Genomic DNA, 15,326 nt, shown 5'->3' with positions numbered 1-15,326 from the left:
AAACGAGGATACTTACGGTTTACTCGGTGACACAGCACACCCGGGGAGGCACTGTGGCCGAGACCTGTGACGTGGTGATCGTCGGAGCGAGGCTGGCCGGATCGTGCGCGGCCGCCCACCTGGCCAGGGCCGGGCACCGGGTGGTGGTGCTGGACAAGTCCCGGTTCCCTTCCGACCAGCTGTCCACCCACCTGCTGTTCCCCTCCGGGGTGGACGAGCTGCGCCGGATGGGCGCGCTGGACGGCATCCTGGCCGGCGACCCCGCCCGCTCACCGTGGCTGGGCCTGCAGATCGGCGACCGGGTGCGGCTGCTGGAGCGCTGGCGGGCCTGCGGGCCGATCGACTACTGCATCTGCGTGCCGAGGCCCCAGCAGGACCTGGAACTGGTGCGGGCGGCCCGGGCCGCCGGCGCCGACGTGCGGGAACACTGCCGGGTCACGGCGGTGACCTGGCGCGGCGGGCGAGCCGCCGGGGTGCGCTACACCGACGCCGACGGCACCGAGCGCGAGCTGGCCGCCCAACTGGTGGTCGGCGCGGACGGCCGGCGGTCGACCGTCGCCGGCCTGGTCGGCGCGGCCCGGCCCTACCGCGCGTCCCGCAACGGGCGGGGCCTGGTGTTCCGCTACGCCGACGACCCGCGCGCCGGCACCCGTGACGGCGAGACGATCTGGCAGTGGCGGGACGGCGACTCGCTGGGCTTCGTGTTCCCGTCCGCGCCGCGCGGGCGGATCCTGATGCTGTTCATGGGCGCGGCCGGAGAGGTCACCGAGGCGCGCGCCGACCCGGAAGGGCACTGGGCGCGCAAGATCGCGATGCACCCCGGCATGGCCGCCCGCACCTGGGGCGCCGGCAACCTGACCAAGATCCGCACCTGCAACGACACCTCGGCGTACTTCCGGGCGTCCAGCGGGCCGGGTTGGGCGCTGGCCGGGGACGCCGGCCACTTCAAGGACCCGGTGATCGGCCAGGGCCAGCGGGACGCACTGTGGTCGGGGCGCCGGCTGGCCGAGCTCGCCGGCCCGGTCCTGGACGACCCGGCCCGGCTGGACATCTCGCTGCGCGGCTGGGAGCAGGAGCGGGACCTGGAGTGCCTGCACTCCTACCACTTCGGCAACGTGGAGACGGTGGTCCGGCCGGTGATCCCGGTGCTCACCGAGATCCTGCGCCGGATGTCCGGCACCACCGCCCCCTCGGCCGGCGACCTCTTCGGCCGGGCGCGCACCCTGCCGGAGATCATCAGCCTGCCCCGGATCGCGCTCGGCCTCGCCGACGCGCTGCGCCACGACGCCGGGCGCGACCCGGCCGGGCTGACCAGGGACGCCCTGGCCGAGCTCAAGATCCACCTCGAGGTGCGGCGGGAACGCCGCGCCCGCCGTTTCCGGTCCACCCGGCTGGTACCCGGATCCGATCACCCGAACCCTGAACCCCCTGGTCACGCCGGCGAGTCCCGGCGCGACCGGCACAACCTGGAAGTGGTGGTGTCCGCATGACCGAGACGATCCGCATCGCGGCGGTGCAGCCCGCGCTGCGCCTGGGAGCGGTGGAGCCGAACCTGGTCCGGCTGGAGGCGCTGATCAGGGACGCGGTGGCCGAGCACTCCCCCGCCGTGGTCACCGTGCCCGAGGCCGGCTCCTCGCCGAACGTCTACTCCCGGGCGATGCGCGGCGTGGCCCGCCCGGTGGACGGCGCCCCCATGCAGCTCTACCGGCGGCTGGCCAGGGAGCTGGACGTGGTGGTCGGCGGCGGCTTCCTGGCGCGGCGGGGCGGCCACGTCTACGGGACCTACGTGCTGGCCGAACCGGACGGCCGGGCGCACCTGCACGACAAGGACATCCCCACCATGTGGGAGAACAACTACTACACGCGCGGCAGCGACCCCGGCCGCACCGAGCTGGCCGCCCTGGGTGGCGCCCCGGTCGGCGTGGCCTGCGGCTGGGAGTGGGCGCGCATGGGTACCGCCGCGCGGCTGCGCGACCGGGTGCAGCTGCTGCTCGGCGGCATGTGCTGGCCGTCCTACCCGCTGAACTGGCGCGGGCCGTTCGGCCTGTGGGCGACCCGGGAACACGCGCTGCAGCGCATGCACGCGCGCGAGCTGCCCCGGCAGATGGCCCGGCTGCTCGGCGCGCCGGTGGCCATGCCGTCACACGTCGGCCCGATCGACTTCGACACGCCGCTGGCGCCCGGGGTGCCCTGGCGCACCCAGATGGTCGGCGAAACCCAGATCGTGGAACGGGACGGCACCGTGCTGGCCCGGCTCACCGCCGAGGACGGCGAAGGCCACGTCGGCGCCACCGTCCGGCTGGCCCCACCGGAGCCGCTCGACCCGCTCGCGCCGATGTACTGGATCCCGCCGCTGAGCGTCTCCACCCGCGCCGCCTGGACCGCGATGAACAACCACGGCGCCGCGAAGTACCGCCTCATGCGCGCCCTCCGCCGCCACCCCTGGCAGTCCTGGCCCGCCGGAGACGTCCCCAACGAACTAGGCCCGGCCGACCTCCCCGCCGCCACCACCCCCTAGCCGGGCCGCCGCGCGGCTCGTGAGTGGCAATGACCGCCAGGGCATCACTCGCCGCTCACAGGCCGCGCAGCGGCACCAGGTCGTCGGCGTGGACGAGTTCGCGGCGGTATTCGGGGGGTAGGTCGCGGGTGCGGCGGCCGATGAGGTTGGGGAGTTCGGTGGCGTCGAAGGCGACCACGCCCCTCGCCACCACCTGGCCGTGCGGGGCGACCAGGTCGACCACGTCACCGGCGACGAACTCGCCGGCCACCCCGTGCACCCCGGCGGCGAGCAGCGACCGGCGCCGGCGCAGCACCGCGTGCACCGCCCCCTCGTCCAGGTCCAACCGGCCGCGCACGTCGGCCGCGTGCCGCAGCCAGAACCGGCGGGCGGACAGCCGCTGGCCCTCGGCCCGGAACGCGGTCCCGACCTTGGGGCCGGCCGGCGAGGTGTCCAGCGCGGATGCGGCGTCCTCGGCGGCGGCCAGCAGCACGGGAATGCCCGCGCCGGCGGCCATGCTGGCCGCCTCGATCTTGGTCGCCATGCCGCCGGTGCCGAGGCCGGAGACCCCGGGCCGGGCCACGTCCAGGTCCAGGGCGGCCACGTCGTCCACGTCCGGCACCAGCACCGTGCCGGGCTGCCGGGGGTCGCCGTCGTAGAGGCCGTCCACATCGGACAGCAGCACCAATGCCTGCGCCCCGACCAGGTGCGCCACCAGCGCGGCCAGCCGGTCGTTGTCGCCCACCCGGATCTCGTCGGTGGCCACGGTGTCGTTCTCGTTCACCACCGGCAGCACGCCCAGGGAGAGCAGCCGGATCAGCGTGCGCTGCGCGTTGCGGTAGTGCGCGCGGCGGATCACGTCGTCGGCGGTGAGCAGGATCTGCCCGATGGTCAACCCGTGCCGGGCGAACGAGGCCGAGTAGGCGTGCGCCAGCTGCAACTGGCCGACGCTGGCCGCCGCCTGCTGGGTGGCCAGGTCCCGGGTGCGCTTGGCCAGCCCGAGCGGCGCCAGGCCGGCCGCGATCGCGCCGGAGGAGACCAGCACCACCTGCGCCCCGCCCGCCCGGCGCGCGGCCAGCGCGTCGACCAGCGCATCCAGCCGGACCGGGTCCAGGCCGCCGTCCAGGCTGGTCAGCGAGGACGATCCGACCTTCACCACGATCCGGGCAGCGGCCCCGATGGCCGGTCTAGCCGTCACCGCCGTCTTCTCCTTCGTCTTCCGGTTCCGCACCGCCATCCCGCCGGGCGGCCCGCGCCGACTTGCGCGCCGCCGCACCCACCCGGGTGGACCGGTCCAGCCGGGCGTCCGTGCCCCGGTTGCCCATGGCCGTGTACGCGCCGGCCGGCGTGGACGGCTCCCAGTCGAACGTTACGTCGCCGATGGTCACCGGCGCGCCGGGTGTGGCACCCGCCTCGGCCAGCGCGTCCTCCACGCCCAGCTTGGCCAGCCGGTCGGCCAGGAAGCCGACCGCCTCGTCGTTACTGAACTGGGTCTGCCGCACCCACCGCTCCGGCTTCTCCCCGCGCACCAGGAACGCGCCCTCCTCCTCCGGGTCGGGCGACACGGTGAACGGCACCTCGCCGACCGCCTCCGGGTGCAGCACCACCCGGGTCGGCTCCGGCGGCGGCAGCGCGGCGCGGTACTCGGCGACCCGCCGCGCCATCAGAAAGCTCAGCTCGCGCAGGCCGGCGCGGGTCGCGGTGGAGATCGCCAGCACCGGCCATCCGCGTTCGGCCAGTTCCGGGGTGACCAGCTCGGCCAGCTCGGCGGCCTCCGGCACGTCCACCTTGTTCAGCGCGACAATCCGGGGGCGGTTGCCGAGGTCGCCACCGAGGCCCGGGGTGTACCGCGCCAGCTCGGCCTCGAGCGCGTCGATGTCCGAGATCGGGTCGCGGCCGGGTTCCAGGGTGGCGCAGTCGACCACGTGGACCAGCACGGCGCACCGCTCGATGTGCCGGAGGAACTCCAGACCCAGACCCTTCCCGGAGGCGGCCCCCGGGATCAGCCCGGGCACGTCGGCCACGGTGAACGTCTGCTCCCCGGCACTGACCACGCCGAGCTGCGGCACCAGGGTGGTGAAGGGGTAGTCGGCGATCTTCGGCCGCGCCGAGGACAACGCCGCGACCAGCGAGGACTTCCCGGCGCTGGGGAAACCCACCAGGCCCACGTCGGCCAGCGAGCGCAGCTCCAGCACCAGCTCCCGCTCCTGGCCCGGCTCGCCGAGCAGCGCGAAACCGGGGGCCTTGCGCGCGGTGGAGGCCAGCGCGGCGTTGCCCAGCCCGCCCCGGCCGCCCTGCGCGGCCACGAACCGGGTGCCCGCGCCGACCAGGTCGGCCAGCTGCTCGCCGTCCTCGTCCAGCACCACGGTGCCGTCCGGCACCGCCATCACCAGGTCGCCGCCGATCGCGCCGTTGCGCAGGGCGCCCTGCCCCTGCTTGCCGTTGCCCGCCTTGGCCTGCCGCCGGTAGTGGAAGTCGAGCAGGGTGTGCACCCCCGGGTCGACCACGAAGATCACGTCACCGCCCCGGCCGCCGTTGCCCCCGTCGGGCCCGCCCAGCGGCTTGAACTTCTCCCGGTGCACGGAGGCGCAGCCGTTGCCCCCGTTACCGGCGACAACGGTCAACGAGGTCCGGTCCACGAACCTGGACATCTGAAAGCCTCCTGTACACGCAGAAAAGGCGGGCCGGTGGGAACCCGGACCCGCCCTTTCGAGCAGAACTGTCTGTGCGGGCCGTTACTCGGCGGCGGCCGGCACGATGTTCACGGTCTTGCGTCCACGCTTGCTGCCGAACTGGACGGCGCCGGCCACCAGCGCGAACAGCGTGTCGTCGCCACCGCGGCCCACGCCCTCGCCCGGGTGGAACTTGGTGCCGCGCTGCCGGATCAGGATCTCACCGGCGCTCACGTTCTGTCCGCCGAACCGCTTCACGCCCAGCCGCTGCGCGTTCGAGTCGCGGCCGTTGCGGGAGCTGGAGGCGCCCTTCTTGTGTGCCATGTCGTCGCCTCCTTACTTCGAGATTCCGGTGACCTCGACGCGGGTCAGCGGCTGGCGGTGTCCCTGCCGCTTGTGGTACCCGGTCTTGTTCTTGAACTTGTGGATCCGGATCTTCGGACCCTTGGTCTGCTCGACCACCTTGCCGGTGACCGAGAACTTGGCCAGCGCGGCGGCGTCGGTGGTCAGCGTGGCGCCACCCTCCGTCCCGTCCACGACCAGCACGGCCGGCAGGCTCACCTCGGCGCCGAGCTCGGCGTCGATCTTCTCGACGGTGAGCACCTCACCGACCACGGCCTTGTACTGCTTACCGCCGCTCTTGACGATCGCGTACATCGTTGACGCACGACTCCTAGACATTCGTGGGCTCAGGGTGACACGCCTGCGGGGCCGACCCCGGGCGGTCTGCCGCCAGTACCAGGGCACGCCCCGATACGGCTGTCAAGAACCCAGGGTACGGGCCGACATTCGGAAGGGTCAAACCGGGTCCCCGGCGGTTCCTCCGGCGGGCGGACCGGCCGGTCGGGAGGCCGACCGGCGACGCCGCCGAGCCGGCCGGGCCGGCGGCTCGGAACCGGCCGGGGCACCCACCGCGACCGGCTCCGCACCGTTGGTGCCGGAGGAGTGTCCCGGGACGACCGGATCGGTGGCCCCGAGATCGTGGGGCTCGGCGGCGGGCCCGCCCGGGCCGGCCGGTGCCAAGGCGCCCCCGGCGGCATCCTGGCCCGACGGGTGGGAGGCGACCGGAGCCGTGGAGTCCCCGCCGGCCGGCCGGGCCGGCGGTTCCGGAGCGGTGGTGTTGGCCGGCGACGAGGAAGCCGCGGCCGCCGGAGCCGGGGAGTCCACCGGGTGACCCGACACCGGCGAACCAGCGGCCGGCTCGGCGGCAACCGAGGAAGGTGCCGGCTCGGTGTCCGTCCGGGGCCGCGCCGGCGGGGCGGGCACCGGCTTGCCGTTGGCCGGGCCGTGCTCCGGGGTGGGTCCGTCGGCCGGCTCGGCCTTCGGAGTGGGCACGGCGGCCGGCTCGGACTTCGGAGTGGATACGGCGGCCGGCTCGGACTTCGGACTGGGTACGGCGGCCGGCTCGGACTTCGGTCCGCCCTGCCCGCCCGGGGCTCCCCGCCGGCGGCCGTTGCCGCCATCCGAGTCGCCGCCCCGGCGGGCGTTGCCGCCGTCCGGCTCGCCGCCCCGGCCGCGCCGCCGCCCGCCGGAGGAGGACCCGCCGTGCTGACCCTGTTCCGGCCGGTGCTCGACCGGGTCGGAGGAGACCACGACGCCCCGGCCCCGGCAGTGCTCACACGGCGTGGAGAACGCCTCGAGCAGCCCGACGCCGACCCGCTTGCGGGTCATCTGCACCAGGCCCAGCGAGGTGACCTCGGCCACCTGGTGGCGGGTGCGGTCCCGGCCGAGGCACTCGGTCAGCCGGCGCAGCACCAGGTCCCGGTTGGACTCCAGCACCATGTCGATGAAGTCGATCACGATGATGCCGCCGATGTCCCGCAGCCGCAGCTGCCGGACGATCTCCTCGGCGGCCTCCAGGTTGTTCCGGGTGACCGTCTCCTCCAGGTTGCCCCCGGAGCCGGTGAACTTGCCGGTGTTCACGTCGATGACCGTCATCGCCTCGGTGCGGTCGATCACCAGCGTGCCGCCCGACGGCAGCCAGACCTTGCGGTCCAGCGCCTTGGTCAGCTGCTCGTCGATGCGGAAGTCGGAGAACACGTCGGTCCGGCCCACGTGCCGGCTCAGCCGTTCCACCAGCTCGGGCGCCACGTGTCCGATGTAGGCGTGCAGGGTGTCCCAGGCGTCGTCGCCCTCGACCACCAGCTTGCTGAAGTCCTCGTTGAACTGGTCCCGGACGACCTTGATCATCAGGTCCGGTTCCTCGTAGAGCAGCTCGGGCGCCTTGGACCGGCCCTTGCCCGAGCCGGTGGCCGAACCGGCCTTCTCCTTCACCACGTCCCACTGGGCCTGCAGCCGGCGCACGTCCCGCTCCAGCGCCTCCTGGCTGACCCCCTCCGAGGCGGTGCGGATAATCACGCCGGCGTCCTCGGGGAGGATCTCCTTGAGCAGGTCCTTCAGCCGGCGCCGCTCCACGTCGGGGAGCTTGCGGCTGATCCCGTGGGTGCCGCCGGACGGCACGTACACCAGGAACCGGCCAGGCAGGCTGATCTGCGTGGTGAGCCGTGCGCCCTTGTGGCCGATCGGGTCCTTGGTGACCTGCACCAGCACGTTGTCCCCGCTGGACAGCGCCTGCTCGATGCGCCGCGCCTTGCCGGCCAGCCCGGCCGCGTCCCAGTCCACCTCGCCGGCGTAGAGCACCGCGTTGCGGCCCCGGCCGATGTCCACGAACGCCGCCTCCATGCTGGGCAGCACGTTCTGCACCCGGCCCAGGTAGACGTTGCCCACCAGGGAGGTCCCGCCGGAGCTGGTGACGAAGTGCTCGCACAGCACGCCGTCCTCGAGCACGCCGATCTCCGAACGCTCGCCGCGCTGGCGCACCACCATCGTGCGCTCCACCGACTCGCGGCGGGCCAGGAACTCGGCCTCGCTGAGCACCGGCGCGCGCCGGCGACCGGCATCCCGGCCGTCCCGGCGGCGCTGCCGCTTGGCCTCCAGCCGGGTGGACCCCCGGACGCCCTGGATGCCGCTGTTGCCGCCGTCGTCGCCGCTGTCCGGCTTCGCCCGCGACTCGCGGATCTTGGTGACCGTGTTCGGCGGGTCGTCGGAACCGGAGTCGTCCGAGTCGCCGTCCTTGCGCCGGCGCCGGCGCCTGCGCCGCCGCGAGCCGCCGCCCGAGGACCCGGCGTCCTCGGCGTCCTCGGAGTCGCCGTCCTCGTCGTCGTCGCTCTCGGCGGCCTCGGGCGCCTTCTTGCCCGAACCCTTGCCGGAGTCCTTGCCCGCGTCCCGGCCCGAGTCCTTGCCGGCCGGCTTGCCGTCCTCGTCGTCGGTGTCGGCGTCGCCGTTCTCCGCCGTCTCGTCGTCGGTGCCGCGGCCCCGGCCCCGGCCGCGCCGGCCCCGGCGGCGGCGGCGCTTGGTGTCGCCGCCCTCCTCGGTGGCGTCCGCGTCGGTGTCCGGCTCGTCGTCGTCCTCGGCCTCGTCCTCCGCGTCCGGCCGGGCGGGCTTGGCCGGTGCCTGCGGGGCCGGCCGGCTGGGTGCGGCACCCGGGGGCAGGAACATCGGGGCGGCGAACAGCGGCAGCGCGCCGCCGGCCTCCGGCTGGAGCTCGTCGCCGGCTTCCGTCTCAGCCTTCTCAGGCTTCTCCGGCTCGGTGTCGGGCTTCGCCTCGGTCTCGACGGAGAGCGCCTCGATGACCCGCTGAGCGGTGGGCCGATCCACGCTGGACTGCGCTCCCCGGGCCGGGGAGCCGAGCTCGGCGAGGGTGTCCAGCACCCGCCGGCTGGTCGTGGCGACCAGCTTGGCGAGGGCGTGCACCCGGACCTTCTCGGTCAGTTCGGGTGTTTCGGATAGGTTGCTGAGCCCGCCGGATCGACCGGCGGGCACGTCGCTTTCGGACATGCAGCTCCTTCGCCCCCGGGCGCCCTCTCTCGAAGGCGGCCGCTCAGGGGCCTAGCTTTGTCTGCCTCCCCCGACGCCCGGAGGGACAGCAATCCTGTGTCATGCGTCGAACGGGTCGGTCAGGCATCCGCGATCGTCGAGCAGACCCTGAGCCAGCCGGGTTGCCATCACTGGCACCGGCGGCCGCAGATCCGCGACGACCCGAAGTGCGCCCAACACGTCGTCGGGCCGCACAGCAGGTGTGGTCTGCCGCACGACCGTCGTCATTATCGCACAGCCCTTCCGGCTCGCACGTTCTGTCCGTTCATCTGGGTGATCTGGTCCTGTTAACCCTGCGCTGACCACCGCCGCGCGCGCGTCCACCGGCCTCGGCCCGTTCTTGGTGACCCGCTGCACCACCACCTCGCCGGCGGCCAGAAACACGTCCAGCGCGGAAGCCAGGTCCGCCGGCGCCACCTCGGGCAGCTCGATCCGCCACCGGCTGGCGTCGATCAGGTCGGCCAGCGCCGGGGTGCCCGGCTCGGCGGTCACCGAGGCGAGCACGTCCAGGCCGTCCGGCAGGGCCGCGTCCAGCGCGCCGGCCAGCGCCGCCGGGTCCACCGGCGCGGTGAGGCCGATCTCCACGTACTCGGCCTCGCTGGCCGTCCCGGTCGGCGCGGCGCCCACCCAGGACAGCCTGGGGTGCGGGTTGAACCCGTGGGAGTGCGCCACCGGGACCCCGGCCCGGCGCACCGCGCGCTCGAACGCCCTGGCCACGTCCCGGTGCGAGGCGAACCGGAGCCGCCCGCGTTTGGCGAACCGCAGCCGCACCCGGCACACCGTCGGCGGCGCCGGGTTGGCCGCCGCCCCCTTGCGCGTGCTCATCGCGGCGCCCATCAACCCTCGCTCGGCAACATCATCAACATTCCCTCTCCGGCGGGCACGAACCCGTGCCGCAGGTAGAACGGGGCACCCCTGGGCGCCGGCCGCAACACCAGCCGCTGGTAGCGGCGGACCCGCGCGTGCTCCACGGCGGCGTTGAGCAGCGCGGAGGCCACGCCGCGGTCCACGAACGAGGACATCACGAACGCGTTGCCCACATAACCCCACCGACCCGGGCGCGCGCCCGGGCGGGGCATGTTGCCCACCTCGACCACGTTCAGCGAGCCGACCACGGTGTAGCCGACCCGGTCGTCGCCGGCCTCGGCCAGCCAGAAGGTGCGCCGGGGCAGCTCCGTGCGCCACCACGCGGCGAACGCCTCGTCGAAGCCGTCGCCGGCCTCCCCCGGCTCGGGCGCCGGGATGCCGGTGCGCTCGGCGGTCCACTCCCGGCGCAGCCGGGCCAGCGCGGGCAGATCACGGTCGTCCGCGACCCGCACGGTGACCGGCGGACGCGGATCAGCCACCGCGGCTGTCAACCACGGTAAGTGGGATGAGTGTCGTGCCGGAGGGGCCGACCTGGATGTCCGAGCCGGTGGACGGGCAGACGCCACAGTCGAAACACGGCGTCCACCGGCAGTCGTCCTGCTCGCGCGAGTCCAGCGCGTCCTGCCAGTCGTCCCACAGCCAGTCCGGGTCCAGCCCGGAGTCCAGGTGCTCCCAGGGCAGCACCTCGTCCCGGAACCGCTCCCGGGTGGTGTACCAGGCCATGCTCACGCCCAGCGGCTCCAGCTCGGCCGACGCCGCGTCCACCCAGCGCTGGTAGGAGAAGTGCTCCCGCCAGCCGTCGAACCGGCCGCCGTCCCGCCACACCCGCTCGATCACCCGGCCGACCCGCCGGTCGCCCCGGGAGAGCAGGCCTTCCACCAGCGACGGCTCGCCGTCGTGGTAGCGCATGCCCACGTTGCGGCCGATCCGGCGGTCGGCGTTGATCGCCGCGCGCAGCTTGCGCAGCCGGTCGTCGACGGTCTCGGGGTCGCACTGCGCGGCCCACTGGAACGGGGTGTGCGGCTTCGGCACGAAGCCGCCGATGGAGATCGTGCAGCGCACGTCGTTGCGCCCGCTGGCCTCCCGGCCGGCCTTGATCACCCGGTGGGCCATGCCGGCGATCTCCAGCACGTCCTCGTCGGTCTCCGTGGGCAGGCCGCACATGAAGTAGAGCTTCACCTGCCGCCAGCCCTGCGCGAACGCCGCGCTGACCGTGCGGATCAGGTCCTCCTCGGAGACCATCTTGTTGATCACCCGGCGGATCCGCTCGGAGCCGCCCTCCGGGGCGAAGGTGAGCCCGGAGCGGCGGCCGTTGCGGGACAGCTCGTTGGCCAGGTCGATGTTGAACGCGTCCACCCGGGTGGACGGCAGGCTCATCGTGGTGTTGGTGCCCTCGTAGCGGTCGGCGAGGCCCTTGGTGATGTCGGCGATCTCGCTGTGGTCGGCGCTGGACAGCGAGAGCAGCCCGACCTCGGTGAACCCGCTCGCCTTGAGCCCCCGGTCCACCATCTCCCCGATGCCGGCCAGCGACCGCTCGCGCACCGGGCGGGTGATCATCCCGGCCTGGCAGAACCGGCAGCCCCGGGTGCAGCCGCGGAAGATCTCCACGCTCATCCGCTCGTGCACGGTCTCGGCCAGCGGCACCAGCGGCTGCTTCGGGTACGGCCACTCATCCAGGTCGCTGGTGGTCCGCTTGAGCACCCGCTTGGGCGCGCGCGGGTCGTTCGGGGCGACCCGGTCGATGCCGCCGTCCGGGCGGTAGGTGACGTCGTAGAGGCTGGGAACGTAGACGCCGTCCGTCTCGGCCAGCCGGCGCAGCACCTCGGCCCGGCCGATTTGGCTCTGCGTGGAGATACGCAACACGGCGCTGATGTCCAGCACGGCCTCCTCGCCGTCACCCAGCACCACCGCGTCCACGAAGTCGGCGATCGGCTCCGGGTTGAACGCGGCGTGCCCGCCGGCGACCACCAGCGGGTGCTCGTCACCCCGGTCGGCGGCGTGCAGCGGGATGCCGGCCAGGTCCAGCGCGGTGAGCAGGTTGGTGTAGCCCAGCTCGGTGGAGAAGCTCACGCCGATCACGTCGAACGCGCCGAGCGGCCGGTGCGCGTCCACGGTGAAGTGCGGCACGCCGTGTTCGCGCATCAGCGCCTCGAGGTCCGGCCACACCGCGTAGGTCCGCTCGGCCAGCACGTCGGGCTGTTCGTTGAGCAGCTCGTAAAGGATCATGACGCCCTGGTTGGGCAGGCCGACCTCGTAGGCGTCCGGGTACATCAGGGCCCAGCGCACCCGCGCGGCGTCCCAGTCCTTCACCGTGCTGTTCAGCTCACCGCCGATGTACTGCACGGGTTTGGCCACCCTGGGCAGCAGTCGCTCCAGTGCCGGGAAGACCGATTCCACGCTCACGTCTAGCCAGGGTAGTGCCAGGTAGCCGGCCGGCCGGCAGTGCGTCACATCGGTGGGCCAGGATGGCCCACGTGACCCTGGTGATCGACGCCGCGAACGTGGTCGGCTCCCGCCCGGACGGCTGGTGGCGGGACCGCCCCGGCGCGGCCGCCCGGCTGTTGTCCCAGGTCGCTACCGCGCTGCGGGCCGGCGCACTGGACGCCCCGGTCGTCGTGGTGCTCGAGGGCGCGGCCCGCGCGGGCGCCCCGGCGGGCCCGGGCGAGGTCGCCGGCCTGACCGTGACCCATGCCGAACGGGACGGCGACTCGGCGATCCTGAGCGAGGCGGAGGCGCTGGTCCGGGCCGGAACCGGCGCCGAGGTGGTCACCGCCGACCGGGGCCTGCGGGAGCGGGTCACCCTGGCCGGCGCGACCGTGCTGCCCCCTCGCTGGCTCCTGGACCGCCTCTGAGCGACGCCACACATCCACCCAGGCCCACCTCAATGTCGATCTCCAGTGGGCCGGGTGGCGGTTCAAGGGCGGCTGGCCGGCACGGCGGTCGGGCTTCAGGAGAGGCCGAACTCGCGCAGGGCGTCCGGCAGACTTTTCTGGTTGTGCGCCTCCACCAGCGCTCCCGCCAGCTCACGCAGCTTGGTGTTGCGCCGCTGGGAGGCGATGCGCAGCTCGTCGAACGCGGCCTTGGCGTTCAGCGACCGGTGCCGCATGAGCAGGCCCTGGGCCTGGCCGATGGTGGACCGGGTGACCAGTGCGCCGCGCAGGTGCCGGACCATCGACTGGCTGTCGTTGTACAGGCTGACGTTGTCGAACATCACGCCCGCGTGCAGCACGAACACCATGACCAGGTCGTACGAGGTGTCCACGAACTGCCGGGGCTCCCGGGAGAGCAGGGTCAGCGCGGCCGCCGGCTCGGTCGCCGCGGCCAGCGGCAGGGACAGCGCGCTGAGGTAGCCCGCGCGAGTCGCCGCCGCGATGAACTCCGGCCAGCGGTCGTCCACCCGCGTGTCGTCCAGCCGGCGCGGCTCCCGGTACTGCAGCACGTCGTCGATCGGGCTGGGCAGGGACTTCGGCTCCCCCCAGTCCTCGGGGATGTCCGGACCGGTCACGCTGGCCACCGTCTCGATGCCGTCCTCACCGGTCACGGTGATCATCGCGTGGTCACAGCCGGGCACCGTGCGGGCCACCCGCTCCACGTACCGGCGCAGCGCACCCTCCAGGTCGTCACCCTCCACCAGGCGGGTGATCTCGACCAGCTCCTGACTCAGCGTGAGCAGATCCTCGGGCACCGACGCACTCCTCACCAGCGGTGCGTCGGAGGCGCATCGCTATGAAACGAGATGTCTACCAGAGAGTGACGTTATAGCAGCTACCATTCAGTTTGCCCGGTTATGCAGCCAGCTGCGGCAAGCCCACTCGTGATGTCGGGTTCCGGTCCCGCTGGTACTCACAGGGCGGAGCCTGACCCGGCGCCACTTCGGCCTTCGCTGATTCGAGGCGCACGGATGACCACAGGCGTATACCGCAACCCCGACGTCGTCGCTCGCGACCGGCGATATCACGACTCACTCGCGCTGTACCTGGACGCGGTCCGCCGCGAGCTCACCCGTCGGCACGTGCTGGTGCGCGATGCCCATGTGCACGCGCCGGAACCGGGCGAGGCGCTGCGCGCGACCCTCGCCTACGGCCTGCCGGACTGGCCGACCACCGTGCGCGCCGGCTGGCACGAGGAGCTGGGCTGGTGGGCCGAGCAGGGCCACCGTCACGAGCGCCGCTACCTGACCGGCAACCTGGTCCCGCCCACCTCGGCGGTCGCCGACTTCCTCACCCTCGGTGGGCAACCCGGCTCACTGGACCCCAAGGTCCACCGGTACCGGCTGCTCGGCGACGAGCCCGAGCTGATCGCCCGGTTGGACCGGCTGGCCGGTGCCGACCGTGGCTGAACCGGTCGCCGAGGAGACGCCGGCCGCCGGGCCGCTCTGTGTCAGCGTGCGGCATGCGGGCGGCGCGGTCGTGGTCGCCGTGGCCGGCGAGCTGGACATGCTCGGCTCGGGCGACTTCTGGTCGGCCGCCGAGGCGGCGGTGACCACGGCGGCCGGCGGCACCCTGGTGATCGACCTGACCCAGGTGGTGTTCCTCGACTCGCACGGGCTGGGCGCGCTGCACCGGGTGGCCGAGGCGGTCCGCCCGCACGGCGCCGCGCTGCGGGTGGTGGTGGGCCGGGACCGGCCCGCGCGACGCCCCATCGAGCTGACCGGGCTGCACCAGGTGCTGTCGCTGTGCGATTCGCTGGAGGAGGCGCTGGCCAGCCTCAGCGGGCCGTGACCGCGTCCACCGCTTCCGCCACCGGGGTGTCCCCGCCCAGCAGCACCAGCACCAGGCCGGCCGTGGCGGGACCCGGCCGGGCCAGCAGCTCGGCCAGCACCTCGGCGACGTCGTCCCTGGTCACGTCGCCCCGTCCCAGCGGGGGCGGGGCGAGCCGCACACTGCCGGTGCCGGGGTCGTCGGTGAGCGAACCCGGGCGGACCACGGTCAGCTCCAGCGGACGTGTGGCCACCTCCTCCTCGGCGGCCTTCTTCGCCCGCAGGTAGGCGGCGAACACCTCGCCGCGCCCGGGCAGCGGGTCGTCGTCCACCCCGATCGAGGAGACCAACAGGTAGCGCGGCACCTCGGCGGCCACGGCGGCATCGGCCAGCAGCACGGCGGCCGCGCGGTCCACGGTGTCCTTGCGCGCGGCCCCGCTACCTGGCCCCGCACCGGCGGCGAAGACCACCGCGTCGGCCTCGTAGAGCCGCTCGGCGAGCTGCGCCGCCGTCACCACCTCCAGATCCACGACCTCGGCCTCCGCGCCGGTCGCCCGCACGTCATCGACGTGGTCCGGGTTGCGCACCAACCCGACCACCCGGTCCCCGCGCGCGGCGAGCAACCGCTCCAGCCGCAACGCGATCTGCCCGTGCCCACCGGCGATCACCACCCGCATACCCCGGACGGTAGTGGAGATATCGGGCAGGCGCTGGC

15 protein-coding genes are annotated in these 15,326 nt (G+C 73.7%); 5 read left to right on the top strand and 10 right to left on the bottom strand.

What is annotated here, in order from left to right:
• Positions 1-26 precede the first annotated feature (26 nt).
• Positions 27-1,490: an FAD-dependent oxidoreductase gene (locus ABEB12_RS10345; protein WP_185066490.1), complete on the top strand. Its 1,464-nt coding sequence runs from the start codon at positions 27-29 to the stop codon at positions 1,488-1,490.
• Positions 1,487-2,518 carry a nitrilase-related carbon-nitrogen hydrolase gene (locus ABEB12_RS10340; RefSeq protein ID WP_185066491.1) on the top strand — a complete coding sequence of 344 codons (1,032 nt, stop codon included), beginning with the start codon at positions 1,487-1,489 and terminating at the stop codon, positions 2,516-2,518. The genes ABEB12_RS10345 and ABEB12_RS10340 overlap by 4 nt, the downstream gene beginning before the upstream one ends.
• A gap of 55 nt (positions 2,519-2,573) precedes the next feature.
• Here ABEB12_RS10340 and proB read toward each other — a convergent pair whose 3' ends face one another.
• The 8 genes from proB to ABEB12_RS10300 all read right to left on the bottom strand — a co-directional run bounded on the left by proB (position 2,574) and on the right by ABEB12_RS10300 (position 12,315).
• Entirely contained in the window at positions 2,574-3,695 is a 1,122-nt protein-coding gene (proB, locus tag ABEB12_RS10335; RefSeq protein WP_345702711.1) for a glutamate 5-kinase, read from the bottom strand.
• A complete protein-coding gene (obgE, locus tag ABEB12_RS10330; protein WP_185066493.1) occupies positions 3,685-5,148 on the bottom strand; it encodes a GTPase ObgE in 1,464 nt (487 codons plus the stop codon). Before obgE ends, proB begins: the two co-directional genes overlap by 11 nt.
• A gap of 84 nt (positions 5,149-5,232) precedes the next feature.
• Positions 5,233-5,493, bottom strand: coding sequence for a 50S ribosomal protein L27 (rpmA, locus tag ABEB12_RS10325; RefSeq protein WP_185066494.1), 261 nt, complete (start codon positions 5,491-5,493; stop codon positions 5,233-5,235).
• Between the two features lie 12 nt (positions 5,494-5,505).
• The gene (rplU, locus tag ABEB12_RS10320) at positions 5,506-5,826 is read right to left on the bottom strand and encodes a 50S ribosomal protein L21 (protein WP_185066495.1); all 321 of its coding nucleotides are present in this window, start codon (positions 5,824-5,826) and stop codon (positions 5,506-5,508) included.
• A 141-nt stretch (positions 5,827-5,967) separates the two neighbouring features.
• The gene (locus tag ABEB12_RS10315) at positions 5,968-9,006 is read right to left on the bottom strand and encodes a translation initiation factor IF-2 N-terminal domain-containing protein (RefSeq protein ID WP_185066496.1); all 3,039 of its coding nucleotides are present in this window, start codon (positions 9,004-9,006) and stop codon (positions 5,968-5,970) included.
• Between the two features lie 99 nt (positions 9,007-9,105).
• Entirely contained in the window at positions 9,106-9,870 is a 765-nt protein-coding gene (locus tag ABEB12_RS10310) for a TIGR03936 family radical SAM-associated protein (protein ID WP_185066497.1), read from the bottom strand.
• Between the two features lie 11 nt (positions 9,871-9,881).
• Positions 9,882-10,391: a GNAT family N-acetyltransferase gene (locus ABEB12_RS10305; RefSeq protein WP_345702710.1), complete on the bottom strand. Its 510-nt coding sequence runs from the start codon at positions 10,389-10,391 to the stop codon at positions 9,882-9,884.
• Positions 10,384-12,315 carry a TIGR03960 family B12-binding radical SAM protein gene (locus ABEB12_RS10300; protein WP_185066499.1) on the bottom strand — a complete coding sequence of 644 codons (1,932 nt, stop codon included), beginning with the start codon at positions 12,313-12,315 and terminating at the stop codon, positions 10,384-10,386. Before ABEB12_RS10300 ends, ABEB12_RS10305 begins: the two co-directional genes overlap by 8 nt.
• Positions 12,316-12,377: 62 nt before the next feature.
• Here ABEB12_RS10300 and ABEB12_RS10295 point away from each other — a divergent pair, with 62 nt between their 5' ends.
• A complete protein-coding gene (locus tag ABEB12_RS10295; protein ID WP_185066500.1) occupies positions 12,378-12,764 on the top strand; it encodes a hypothetical protein in 387 nt (128 codons plus the stop codon).
• Between the two features lie 95 nt (positions 12,765-12,859).
• Here the strand turns inward: ABEB12_RS10295 and ABEB12_RS10290 are convergent, their stop codons facing one another.
• Positions 12,860-13,597, bottom strand: a complete 738-nt coding sequence (locus tag ABEB12_RS10290) for an ANTAR domain-containing protein (protein ID WP_185066501.1) — start codon at positions 13,595-13,597, stop codon at positions 12,860-12,862.
• A gap of 216 nt (positions 13,598-13,813) precedes the next feature.
• On the opposite strand from ABEB12_RS10290, the gene ABEB12_RS10285 reads away from it, so the two are divergent.
• The gene (locus ABEB12_RS10285; protein WP_185066502.1) at positions 13,814-14,251 is read left to right on the top strand and encodes a hypothetical protein; all 438 of its coding nucleotides are present in this window, start codon (positions 13,814-13,816) and stop codon (positions 14,249-14,251) included.
• The gene (locus ABEB12_RS10280) at positions 14,244-14,633 is read left to right on the top strand and encodes an anti-sigma factor antagonist (protein WP_185066503.1); all 390 of its coding nucleotides are present in this window, start codon (positions 14,244-14,246) and stop codon (positions 14,631-14,633) included. Before ABEB12_RS10285 ends, ABEB12_RS10280 begins: the two co-directional genes overlap by 8 nt.
• Here ABEB12_RS10280 and ABEB12_RS10275 read toward each other — a convergent pair.
• Positions 14,620-15,288 carry an NAD(P)H-binding protein gene (locus ABEB12_RS10275; protein WP_185066504.1) on the bottom strand — a complete coding sequence of 223 codons (669 nt, stop codon included), beginning with the start codon at positions 15,286-15,288 and terminating at the stop codon, positions 14,620-14,622. The two genes, ABEB12_RS10280 and ABEB12_RS10275, sit on opposite strands and share 14 nt — an antisense overlap.
• Positions 15,289-15,326 lie beyond the last annotated feature (38 nt).

This window comes from Actinospineispora eucalypti (assembly GCF_039543365.1).
Taxonomy (GTDB): Bacteria; Actinomycetota; Actinomycetes; order Mycobacteriales; family Pseudonocardiaceae; genus Pseudonocardia; species Pseudonocardia eucalypti.
This window is presented reverse-complemented; position numbering and strand designations above follow the sequence as displayed.

Bases quoted from the DNA above. Each gene is read 5' to 3' on its own strand.
- ABEB12_RS10275 (WP_185066504.1), bottom strand. From the start codon at position 15,288: ATGCGGGTGGTGATCGCCGGTGGGCACGGGCAGATCGCGTTGCGGCTG.
- ABEB12_RS10315 (WP_185066496.1), bottom strand. From the start codon at position 9,006: ATGTCCGAAAGCGACGTGCCCGCCGGTCGATCCGGCGGGCTCAGCAAC.
- ABEB12_RS10310 (WP_185066497.1), bottom strand. From the start codon at position 9,870: ATGAGCACGCGCAAGGGGGCGGCGGCCAACCCGGCGCCGCCGACGGTG.
- rpmA (WP_185066494.1), bottom strand. From the start codon at position 5,493: ATGGCACACAAGAAGGGCGCCTCCAGCTCCCGCAACGGCCGCGACTCG.
- rplU (WP_185066495.1), bottom strand. From the start codon at position 5,826: ATGTACGCGATCGTCAAGAGCGGCGGTAAGCAGTACAAGGCCGTGGTC.
- ABEB12_RS10285 (WP_185066502.1), top strand. From the start codon at position 13,814: ATGACCACAGGCGTATACCGCAACCCCGACGTCGTCGCTCGCGACCGG.
- ABEB12_RS10340 (WP_185066491.1), top strand. From the start codon at position 1,487: ATGACCGAGACGATCCGCATCGCGGCGGTGCAGCCCGCGCTGCGCCTG.
- ABEB12_RS10295 (WP_185066500.1), top strand. From the start codon at position 12,378: ATGGCCCACGTGACCCTGGTGATCGACGCCGCGAACGTGGTCGGCTCC.
- obgE (WP_185066493.1), bottom strand. From the start codon at position 5,148: ATGTCCAGGTTCGTGGACCGGACCTCGTTGACCGTTGTCGCCGGTAAC.